The sequence below is a fragment of the Mycobacterium sp. 1165178.9 genome (genome assembly GCF_001673555.1).
GTDB lineage: Bacteria > Actinomycetota > Actinomycetes > Mycobacteriales > Mycobacteriaceae > Mycobacterium.
The window spans coordinates 1-10,591 of record NZ_LZMB01000387.1 but is presented as its reverse complement, the minus strand read 5'-3'; the positions used below and the strand labels follow the sequence as shown (position 1 = coordinate 10,591).

The following is a 10,591-nucleotide window of genomic DNA, read 5'->3' as shown; positions in this document are numbered from 1 at the left end:
CACCTTCGTGCTTGGCCTTTCGCCGGCAGGAAAAAGCTGTAGAACGGCTCCCGTCCTGCCAATCAGACCGTCGACGACATGTGGTCGGCCCGGCTGGTCGTCGTTGAATAGTGTGACGCCCATAGCGCGGTAGAACGCCGCGGACTCGTCGACGTCGCTTACAAATAGGGTGAGTTCTAGCAGCGAGTGTGTGGGCACGGGAGGAGTGTGGCAGGAACGTCTGACAATTCGTCGTTCGCTCTGGGCCTTCGGTCGCTCCCCGACTTCACGCGCAGGTCGACTACGGATAGAACCGCAACACATCGTCTGCAGGCGTAGCGCAGATATCCAGGTCCCGCGACGGGTTCTAATCACCCTCTGCGTTGTACATCTGCTCAAGCTCTTGCTCCTCAAGGTCGCGGCGGAGGCTGCGGCAGTATTCGTAGAGGTGACGCCACTCCCCGATTATCTCCGGCGGCCATTCGGCGATCGGAGGCAACGTCAGCATCAGGCCGAGGATCCTCTCGCGTCGTCCTTCGTCTTCGGTGCTGTCGGCCATGTGGCCCAACATTCGGTTGAGCGCGGCATCAACTGGGTCAACAACATCATCGGATTGCACATGCACGAGGTTAGGCAATGACACCGACAACGGGACGGCAGTCGTTGAGGCGGATGGCGCCCGCGTCCCTTATTTCGGGTTAGGTTCACCTTCTACTGACATCCAGAGCAGAACGTCAAGTATTCGCAACTCGGAGACCGACTCTGGCACATTGGATGCAAGTCGGCGCAGTTCGCCTAACCACTTCCAGACATACCGCTGGTCGTCATTGAGGACGTATTGGAATTTCCACCAACTTCCAAGGGGACCAAGGCCCGTAGCTTGCTCGACAAAACTGTCCCAGATCGGAACGAGGCGTGGACGTTTCGCCGCCAGCAGCTTGCTGGCCGTGGTCGGACCGAGACCATCGCGAGTTTTCCTCAGCAAGTCCCACAAGCGGCCGAGCGGAGATACCCCGCTAAATAATTGTGGGTCAGCGTCAATGATGTCTAAATCTGAGGGAATTTGCTTTAATAATTCGCTGACGCCCGCGGCATCTGGGCCTAACAGCCGTATGGCTGCCGCCGCCGGCACATTCACACTTAACATAGACACCGCTACAAAGTCTGCCGGCCCGAGTGCGTTCGGATCATCGCTAAGACTGGCCATCGACTCAAAACGGGACCCGGTGAAGCGTGGCGTTTCCCCGTCTACGGCGTAGTACCGCTGAAGAAGATCAACAGCGACATCCGTCCGAGTTTGGACGATGAGTTCTGGCCATGCCTGTCGCCATTCCGGGTAGCTGCAGTCCGCACCCATGCGACTTTCCTCCGAGGGATCACCATGCCTGTTCTGGCGCACCATAGCAACCGCGTAGGACATGTCGTCGGGATATGGCTAATCGATCCGGACGCTAAGGGGAGACCTCGTCACCGGCAACGCATCTACGATCGGAAAGGCCGACGTTCATGCCGTCCGACCGGAAGGAAATGAAAGCCGACAAGGCATCGCGATTTGGTCCGCGATCGCCAGGGGAACGCCCTGCCGAGCCGGCGGTCCACACCGTCTCGTAAGGGACCCACATCATGGACCCGTCGTGTCAACTGGCCACGCGCCGGACGCGGCGAAACAGACGACCGCCCTATGGCTTCGCCGGCAACGCCGCCAACCACCCTTCCGAAAGCAGCTCCAGCAGCTGCCCGTCCGGATCCCGGATCATCGCCATCGCCTCGCCCACGGTCCCGTCGATCACCGCTCCCCCAAACTCCGCCACTCGAGCCAGCACGCCCGGGAGGTCGGACACCGAGAACGAGATGTGCGTCAGTCCGATCTGATCCATGACCCGCTCCGAGCCGGCATGAACCTGCCGCTTCGAGTAGTCCATCAGCTCGAGCACAAACCCATCCCGCACCAAGTACGTCGCATGCACGCCGAGCGGCTCGGCCAGCCCGACGAGCCGGGAGGTCGGGCCGTCGGGCGGGTCGAGTTCCCACCAGAACTGAAACCCCAGTAGGCCCTCGTAGAAGCGGCGCGACCGCTCGCGGTCGGAGACGCATAACCCAACGTGATTGAAAACCGTCCGATGGCTCGTCATGACAACCTTTCCGCAGCAAATCGGGCCTTCGCGCCCGACGCCGCCCGACCCACGACACCACTACCGTCACGCAGCTCAAACGCGTAATAATGCAAAGATAAACCAATAGCCGCCAGCTACCGCCGACTAAGCAGATCACCTTCCGTTGGAGGGCATTTCGATGGCCACACGCCCGAACGTCAGCGCTGACGCGATCGTTGACTTCGACCATCATTCCGACGCTTTCAACCTCAACGAACTCGCCGTCAACGCCGACCTGCGTCAGCGATGTCCGGTGGCGTGGAACGAGAACTACGGCGGGTTCTGGTTCCTCAGCAGCTACGACGCTGTAAGCCAAACCGCCCGCAACGGCGGCACTTTCGCCCACAAGTACGAGCCCAACGCCGAAGACGGCGTCGACTATCAGGGCGAGATGGGCGTCCCGCGCCCCGAGGGCCAGCCGGCCCTGGGCATCGGCGAGGTCGACGGCGCCTATCACCAAGCGCTACGGCACGCGCTGGCGCCGTTCTTCTCCCCCGGCGCGGTCGAGAAACTCAAGCCCTTCATGGAGCAATCCGCCCACTGGTTCCTCGACCAGCACATCACCGACGGGCACATGGACCTGGTGCTCGACTACGCGAGCCCGGTCCCGGCCATCCTCACCATGAAGCTCATGGGCCTGCCGTATGACAACTGGCACCTGTACGCCAACCTCTTTCACTCCGTCATGGCCGTCCCCCAGGACAGCGACGAGTACGCCAGCGCGATCGCCAAAGTGCCCGCGATGATGCAAGAAGTCCTCGAGTTCGCGGCCGACCGACGAGCCGACGCCCGAGAAGACCTGATCAGCTTCCTCATTCAGTTCGAGTTCGACGGCCACCGCCTCACCGACGAGCAGCTGCTCAACATCCTCTGGAACCTCATCGGCGGAGGTGTGGACACCACCACTTCCCAGACCGCGCTCACGCTCAGACACTTGGGCACCCACCCCGACATCCGGCAACAGCTCATCGAACACCCAGAGCTCTACCGCACCGCCACCGACGAATTCCTGCGCTACTTCTCGGTCAACCAAACCCTCAGTCGCACAGTCACTCACGACGTCGTCCTCGCCGGCCAGCGCCTCCGCAAGAACGACAAAGTCGTCATCAGCTGGCTGTCGGCCAACCATGACGAAAACGAGTTCGACCGGCCCGACGAAGTCATCCTCGACCGCGCACCCAACCGTCACGTCGCATTCGGGCTGGGACCGCACCGCTGCATCGGGTCGCACCTGGCCCGGCTGATGTCGGGCGTGATGGTCAAGGCCGTCCTCGACCGCATCCCCGACTACCAAGTCGACGTGGAAAACGTCCACCAATACCTGGGCAACCCGAGCATGACCGGGCTGGGCAACCTTCCGGTCACCTTCACGCCGGGGGCCAGCCAGGAAACAGAACGGCCGTGGTGATCGCTCAAAGCACTTGCGCCACAACGCCCGCGATCAATTCGTCGGGGGCTTGGACAATCCCGACGGCGCTCAATTGGCCACCGATGGCCAGCGACGCGACGCCGTGCACCAGCGACCAGAGGGGCGCGGCCACCTCCCGAGGATCCCGATCCTCGACGATCCGCGCCTCCTGGCACTTGACGATCGCGTCGAGCAGGTCGCCGAACGCCTGCTCACCGGCGACCGCCAGGCCGGGCTGCTCTGCCTTCAGCGACTCCGCGCCGAACATCACCTGATAGTGGTCGGGATGGGCGATCGCCCATTGCACATAAGCCCGGCCGAGCTCGACCACCCGGTCCTTGGGATCCGATACGCGAACACCGGCGGTACTCAAAGCAACGTGCAAGGCGCGGAAACCCTGTTCGGCGACGGCGGCCAGCAGCTCGGCCTTGTCGGCGAAATGCCGGTAGGGGGCCGCGGCGCTGACCCCGGCGCGCCGTGCCGCCTCGGTGAGGGTGAAACCTTTCGGCCCCTTCTCGGCCACCAGGGAGAGCGCGGCGCTGGTCAGCGCGCGTTTGAGATCGCCGTGGTGATAGCTCTGACGCCGCCCGACGGTTGACCGCTTCGCTGACATGTTGACGAGATTAACATTACGGTCTATGTTAATGCTATTCACATCGGCGATCCAGGAGACGAAATGTCGAATCTGCCTGAAACCACATCCACGCTCGCCGGCACCCGCGACCGAGAGAAGACGGCCGACCTACTCGGTCAGGCGCTCGCTCAGGGCTACCTGCAGGTGGACGAGTACGACCAACGACTTCAATCGGTGTTCCAGACGCACACGGCCGAAGAACTGCGCGAGCTCACCGCGGGCCTGCCGGTCGATCGCATCCGGCGTCACGATCCCCGCCGGCGTGCCGCTCGCATCGCCGCGGCTCGCCGCGGAGTGCGCGCCCACCTCTACGCGTACCTCGCCATGTGCGTGATCGTGCTCACCGTCTGGGCAGCGGTCGCCTTGACGACCGACGCGACCTACTTCTGGCCGATCTGGCCCATCCTCGGCGCGGGGATCGGACTCGTCAGCCACGCATTATCGATACCGGGCGCGAAACAAAGGCATTGGTTACCAATACTTCCGGCCACAAACAACCGAGACAGCTTGCGCCCGTGGTGATTACGTAGCCGTAGCGAACTGCAGCACGGGCTCCGACGAATCGACGTGCCCATAGCTGATGATCCGCAACCGGTTCGGCCGTACCTCGTAGACGACGCCGTCGACCGGATTGGTGACGTCGAATCCGTCCTCGACCTGCTCGGCATTGGAGAGCTCGATGTGGGCGCCGTCGCGGATCCGCTCGCCGCGGTAGTAATAAGTCCCGCTGAGGTTTTTACACACCACCGCCAGCGACTTGGCCGTTCGCACCACGGCGGCCGGCGGATTGCCCGGATCGCATCGCGCCGTCTCGCCCACGAACCCTAACCCATCGGCGCCCTTCACCGGACGCGACAGCGTAGGCGTCAGCGGTGACGGCGAGGTCGTCGGGGCCGGGGGCGCCGCCTGTGCATTCGACAGCGGCGCGGAGGCCGGGCCATTGTGATGAGTTGCACCAACCAGATTCACCGACAACACCAGCCCGGCGATCAACACGACTGCCGCCGCCGCAGCAACAAAGACCGGCATGCGACCGATCGCCGGCCAACGCGGCGAGGGCCCCGACGCGGCAGGCGGCTCGGGGCTGCGGTCAGCGGGTTCGTCGAGTTCTGCGAAGGAGACGGTCGGCAACGGGCGCGTCTTCAAGGGCCCGCTCGCCACGGCGCCCACCGGTTCGTACGCCGCGAACACCGCCTCGCTGGCGGCCCGGGCAAGTTCACCCGCGGACGCGAATCGCGCCGCGCCCTGTTTGGCCATGCCCCGGGTGATGATGTCGTCGTACTCCCGGCCGACGCCGCGGCGCATGATGCTGGGCCGGGGCGCCGGCGCCAACATGTGCGCTCGCTTCAGTTCTCCCGCGTCCTCGCTCTCGAACGGCGGTTGGCCGGTGAGGCATTCGTAGAGCACGCACGCCAACGAGTAGACGTCGGTCTCCGGTCCAACGCGTCCGGTGGTGAATCGCTCGGGCGCCATGTAGGTCCGCGAGATTTTCTCGTCGCCTACGGCCCCGGCGATGCCGAAGTCGACAAGGTAGGTGAAGTGGTCGTGGGTCAGCAAAATGTTCTCGGGCTTGACGTTGAGGTGCAGCAGCCCCGCGGCGTGCGCGGCGTCCAGCGCGCGCGCCGCCTGCGCCGTGATGGATGCCGCACGCGACGGTTCCAGCCCGCCCTGTTCGCGCAGCAGGTCCTTGAGGCTACCGCCGTCGTCGACCAGCTGCATGTCGATGAAGGGGACGCCATCGATCTCGCCGAAGTCATGCAGCGGCAGGACATGCGGCTCCTGCAGTCGCGTCACCTTCCGGCACTCGCGCCAAAGCCGTTGCTGGAAGCCAGGGTCCGCGGCCGTCTCGCCACGTAATAGCTTGAGCGCGACCATCCGGTCCTTAACCGTGTCGTACGCGCGGTAAACCTCGCTCAGTGCCCCGGTACCGATCAGTGAGCGCAGCTCGTACGGCCCGAACCGGGTACCGAGCCGCGAGCCGCGGGACGAGGAGGTCACTGCGCAATCCTTTCTCAAGACAGTCCAGCCCGCGAGTTCCCGAATTGGGCTTTGACCTAACGTGCGCAGCCTCACGCGTGTCGCTACTCTGAGACGCCGCTGGTGGCCGCTATTGTTCACCGGCCGGAATCAACACCACTGCGCGAAACTGCGCCTGCCCCACCCTAGCGGCAGCAGCACGTCTACGCAGACCGCAGTCGCGAGCCCGCACCCCCGATACAGTGAGTAATCGTCCGGCACGTAAGTAGGTGAGGCCTTCGATGACCGACATGACGGCGCGGTTCGCGGAGATCGTCGGCGAGCACAACTTGCTTACGGGCGACGCAATTTCCGAGGACTATTCGCACGACGAGGTGCTGACCAAGCCGCCGCAAAAGCCGGCATACCTGGCCAAACCCGCTACCGCCGAAGAAGTAGCGCAGCTACTCGAGGTCGCCACGGAAAGCCACGTACCGGTGACGGCCCGCGGCTCGGGCACCGGCTTGTCGGGCGCCGCGATCCCCCGCGCGGACGGGCTGCTGATCTCCTTCGAACGCATGAACGCCGTGCTCGAGGTCGACGTCACCAACCAGGTCGCCGTCGTCCAACCCGGAGTGACGCTCACCGAACTGGACGACGCGACCGCGGGCACCGGGCTGCGGTACATGGTGCACCCGGGCGAGCTGTCGTCCAGCGTCGGCGGCAACGTCGGCACCAACGCCGGCGGCATGCGCGCGGTCAAGTACGGCATAGCCCGCCACAACGTGCTCGGGCTGCAGGCCGCGCTGCCCACCGGCGAGCTGATCCGCACCGGTGGCAAGATCGCCAAGGTTTCCACCGGGTACGACCTGACCCAGCTCATCGTCGGCTCTGAAGGCACCCTGGCCCTGGCCACCGAGGTGACCGTCAAGCTGCATCCGCGACTCGACCACAGCGCCACCGTGCTCGCCCCGTTCTCCGACTTCGACCAGGTCATGGAGGCGGTGCCCAAGATCCTCGCCAGCGGCCTGGCGCCCTACATCCTGGAGTACATCGACAGCGTGACGATGGCCGCACTGGTCCATACCCAAAATCTCGAGCTGGGCGTCCCCGATAACATCCGTGACAGCTGTCAGGCCTATCTGGTTGTGGCACTTGAGAATCGGACGCCTGACCGGCTGGACGAGGACGTCGAGAAGACCGGCGAACTGCTCGCCGAACTGGGTGCCGTGGACGCGTACGTGCTCGAAGGCGGCTCGGCGCGCAAGCTCATTGAGGCACGCGAGAAGGCGTTCTGGACGCTCAAAGCGCTCAATGCCGACGACCTCATCGACGCCGTGGTGCCGCGCGGTGCGATGCCGAAGTTTCTTTCCGGCGCGCGCGGTCTGGCGGCGGCGGCCGGTGGTGCGGCGGCGGGTTGCGGGCACGCCGGCGACGGCAACGTGCACCTCGCCATCTTCTGCCCGGACCAGGCGACCCGGAAGAAGCTGCTGACCGACATCTTTACGCTGGCAATGGAATTGGGCGGCGCGATCTCCGGCGAGCACGGCCTGGGCCGTGCCAAGGCCGCGTACTTCGTGGAGCTCGAGGACCCGGTCAAGGTCGACTTGATGCGACGCATCAAGGCGAGCTTCGATCCTACGGGCATCCTGAACCCCGACGTCGCGTTCGCTTCGGGCGATTCGTAATCCGCCGTCGCGTCGCCGCGATTTGTCGCTCAGAGGCGGGCAAAAGATGTGCCGTCTCAGGCAAAAACGAAAGTGGCGCGTGTGACTCACTGTGCCTGAAGCGCCCGGATTAACTCGGCCCGGTCACCATCGGCATCAGATAGTTGCGCACGTAGCTGCGGGTGTCGTCGACGGTGGCCAGGTTAATGCTGGTGTGCGGGGTCACGATGAACGACAGCGTCAGCCGGGTGTGCAGTTCGGAGACGGTGCGCAGGTGACGCTCTTGTGCCGCTGTGGTTTTCGACGTGCCATACAGCTCGGCGCGCAGCAGCCCCATGGTGTGCTCGGTGGCGTAGTCGAGGATGGCGCCCGCGTCGACGGTCAGGCTGGGCAGGATGGTTTCGGGCTCGGTGCGCAGCAATTTCTTGAGCAGGGCGTGCTCGCGCATGAACGTCACCGAGAACACCGTGCTGTAGACCATGCGCTCTTCAAATGTCTCGGCATGCGCGCGGGCCTGCGCGCTGCCCTCGAGGTAGCGCCGCGCCTCGGCGAGCACGACGGCATCGATCAGCGCCGCCTTGGTCGGAAAGCGCCGGTACAGGGTGGCGCGGCCGACGCCGCTGCGCCGTGCGACGTCTTCCATGGTGATCCGGCGCATGCCGACCAGTTCCGCCTGCTCGATGGTGGCGGCCAGAATGCGGGCGGTGATCTCGTCGGGATTGACGACCTGGGCAAGAACGACAGGGTCGGGTTCGCTCAGCCGCCGTACGAACTCTGCCGTTCGAGTCGTTGTCATCGATCCCTCCTTGCCGGTTCGCCACGGCCGTCGTATCGTAGCGATCGAAGCGTCTGAGACATTGAGAGTCTCATTGTATCGCATGTTGCATCTCAGGTTGGCCCTTCGGGAGGGATCGTTATGCAGGTCGGACTCAGGGCCCGATGGGCGGCCATGCACGGGGTGCCGCGGGCGTACTTCGCCGTCCAGGCCCGCCGCGGCGACCCGCTGGCCCGGCTGCTGCGCACCGGCACCTCTGGGGAGGACCGTTATGCGTTGATGGAGGAGATCAGGGCGCGCGGACCGATGGTGCGCTCGCCGTTCGTGTGGGCCAGCGTCGATCACGCGGTATGCCGACAGATTCTGCGGGACAAGCGGTTTCGTGTCACGCCGCCCACCGACATGGAGTTGCCCGCGCCGCTGAAGGCGCTGATCGCCAACACCGACCCGGGCGTGGCCAATCCCGTGGAGCCGCCCGCCATGGTGATCGTGAATCCACCCGATCACACCCGCTATCGGCATCTGGTGGCCCAAAGTTTCACCCCGCGCGCCATCGAGTCCCTGGAAACCCGGGTCGTCGAGGTGACTATGGCCTTGATCGAACGCATCGCCGCCACGCCGCAACCCGACTTGATCGCCGACTTCGCGATGCAATTGCCGGTCGCCATCATCGCCGAAATCCTTGGCCTGCCAATCGATTCCTATCCGCGCATGCTGGAGTGGGGCCGCAGCGGCTCTCCGCTGCTCGATATCGGGATCGACTGGAAGACTTACCGCGACGCCATCGACGGTCTGCGCGGCGCCGATGACTACCTGCTGGAGCATTTCCAGAAGCTGCACGCTGCCCAGCGGAGTGACAATCCGTTCGGCCGAATGGTCGCCGATGGCTCCATGACCGATCGCGAGCTCACCGCCAACGCCGCGCTGATCGTCGGCGCGGGATTCGAAACGACGGTGAACCTGATCGGCAACGGGATTGTCCTGCTGCTACAGCACCCCGAGCAATTGCCGCTGCTGCACGACAATTCAGACCTGTGGCCCAACGCCGTCGAGGAGATCCTGCGGCTCGCCAGCCCCGTTCAGATGACCGCGCGCACCCCCAATTGCGACGTCGACATCGCCGGAACCCACATCGCGGCCGGAAACATGGTCGCGCTGTTCCTCGGTGGCGCCAATCGTGATCCGTTAATCTTCGAGGCCCCAACCAGATTCGACATCACCCGGCCCAACGCACGCGACCACCTGGCATTCGCGTCCGGCATCCACGCCTGCCTCGGCGCCGCCCTGGCCCGCATCGAAGGCGCCACCGCACTGCGCGCTCTCTTCGAAACCTTCCCCGACCTGCGCCTCACCGCACCCCCACAACGGCGTGGCCTGATCAACCTGCACGGATACTCCCGGCTGCCGGCCCAACTCGGTGGCCGCAGAACCACTTCCGCCAAACTTCCCGTCTAGACCCAGGAGTTCGTATGTCCGCCAAGGATCATCCCAACAGCGCCCCCGGCCTGCCGATGCTCTTCCCCACCTGGATCGACCGGTTGCAGATGAAGTACATGAACCCGGTCATGCGGCGGGCGGCGCGCTTTCTGCCGACCTTCGTGGTGGTCAACCATCGCGGCCGCAAGTCGGGCAAGCCGTACCGCACCGTCGTGAATGCCTATCGCAAGGGCAACGTCGTGGCAATCCTGTTGGGCCACGGCAAGACCGACTGGGTGAAGAACCTGCTGGCCGCCGGTGAGGCGGATCTGCAGTTCCGGAGCCGCGACGTGCACATCACCAACCTGCGGGTGCTACCCACCGGGGCCGAAGGCGACGGACTGCCATTCATCGCGCGCCTGGGGTTGCGCCGGATGGGCGTTCTAGTCGCCGACGTCGCCTGAAAGCTCAGCTACGCAACGGCTCTCGGCCGATCGCCGGTGTGACGGAGGCGTCCACGTCGGTTTCTTCGTGGTCGGCGAGCCAGCGTTCGGCGTCGATGGCCGCCGAGCAGCCGCTGCCCGCGGCGGTGATGGCCTGGCG

Annotated in this window: 11 protein-coding genes and 2 pseudogenes; 5 read left to right on the top strand and 8 right to left on the bottom strand. The window is 64.7% G+C overall.

Annotated features, from left to right (window positions below; translation table 11 throughout):
* The 4 genes and pseudogenes from A5652_RS28670 to A5652_RS17020 all read right to left on the bottom strand — a co-directional run.
* Positions 1-198, bottom strand: a pseudogene (locus A5652_RS28670) (hypothetical protein); the annotation flags it as partial.
* Positions 199-346: 148 nt separating this feature from the next.
* Complete coding sequence (locus tag A5652_RS17025) at positions 347-598, bottom strand: hypothetical protein (RefSeq protein ID WP_156745391.1); 252 nt, start codon at positions 596-598, stop codon at positions 347-349.
* Between the two features lie 69 nt (positions 599-667).
* Positions 668-1,399, bottom strand: a complete 732-nt coding sequence (locus A5652_RS26950) for a DUF6308 family protein (protein WP_232001223.1) — start codon at positions 1,397-1,399, stop codon at positions 668-670.
* A gap of 259 nt (positions 1,400-1,658) precedes the next feature.
* Positions 1,659-2,111: a VOC family protein gene (locus tag A5652_RS17020; RefSeq protein ID WP_067353768.1), complete on the bottom strand. Its 453-nt coding sequence runs from the start codon at positions 2,109-2,111 to the stop codon at positions 1,659-1,661.
* 160 nt (positions 2,112-2,271) lie between these two features.
* Here A5652_RS17020 and A5652_RS17015 point away from each other — a divergent pair, with 160 nt between their 5' ends.
* Positions 2,272-3,540, top strand: a complete 1,269-nt coding sequence (locus A5652_RS17015; protein ID WP_067353765.1) for a cytochrome P450 — start codon at positions 2,272-2,274, stop codon at positions 3,538-3,540.
* Between the two features lie 4 nt (positions 3,541-3,544).
* Here A5652_RS17015 and A5652_RS17010 read toward each other — a convergent pair whose 3' ends face one another.
* Complete coding sequence (locus tag A5652_RS17010; RefSeq protein ID WP_067353760.1) at positions 3,545-4,153, bottom strand: TetR/AcrR family transcriptional regulator; 609 nt, start codon at positions 4,151-4,153, stop codon at positions 3,545-3,547.
* Positions 4,154-4,216: 63 nt separating this feature from the next.
* Here A5652_RS17010 and A5652_RS17005 point away from each other — a divergent pair, with 63 nt between their 5' ends.
* Positions 4,217-4,696 carry a DUF1707 domain-containing protein gene (locus A5652_RS17005; RefSeq protein WP_067353757.1) on the top strand — a complete coding sequence of 160 codons (480 nt, stop codon included), beginning with the start codon at positions 4,217-4,219 and terminating at the stop codon, positions 4,694-4,696.
* Here the strand turns inward: A5652_RS17005 and A5652_RS17000 are convergent, their stop codons facing one another.
* Positions 4,697-6,172, bottom strand: coding sequence for a serine/threonine-protein kinase (locus A5652_RS17000; RefSeq protein ID WP_067353753.1), 1,476 nt, complete (start codon positions 6,170-6,172; stop codon positions 4,697-4,699).
* A 260-nt stretch (positions 6,173-6,432) separates the two neighbouring features.
* Between A5652_RS17000 and A5652_RS16995 the strand changes: the two genes are divergently transcribed.
* Entirely contained in the window at positions 6,433-7,818 is a 1,386-nt protein-coding gene (locus A5652_RS16995) for an FAD-binding oxidoreductase (RefSeq protein WP_067353750.1), read from the top strand.
* Between the two features lie 109 nt (positions 7,819-7,927).
* Here the strand turns inward: A5652_RS16995 and A5652_RS16990 are convergent, their stop codons facing one another.
* Positions 7,928-8,593, bottom strand: coding sequence for a TetR/AcrR family transcriptional regulator (locus A5652_RS16990; protein WP_067353747.1), 666 nt, complete (start codon positions 8,591-8,593; stop codon positions 7,928-7,930).
* A 120-nt stretch (positions 8,594-8,713) separates the two neighbouring features.
* Between A5652_RS16990 and A5652_RS16985 the strand changes: the two genes are divergently transcribed.
* Both A5652_RS16985 and A5652_RS16980 read left to right on the top strand, forming a co-directional pair.
* Positions 8,714-10,027, top strand: a complete 1,314-nt coding sequence (locus A5652_RS16985) for a cytochrome P450 (protein WP_067353743.1) — start codon at positions 8,714-8,716, stop codon at positions 10,025-10,027.
* Positions 10,028-10,041: 14 nt separating this feature from the next.
* Complete coding sequence (locus A5652_RS16980; RefSeq protein WP_067353740.1) at positions 10,042-10,452, top strand: nitroreductase family deazaflavin-dependent oxidoreductase; 411 nt, start codon at positions 10,042-10,044, stop codon at positions 10,450-10,452.
* Between the two features lie 4 nt (positions 10,453-10,456).
* Here A5652_RS16980 and A5652_RS27700 read toward each other — a convergent pair.
* Positions 10,457-10,591, bottom strand: a pseudogene (locus A5652_RS27700) (thioredoxin-disulfide reductase); the annotation flags it as partial.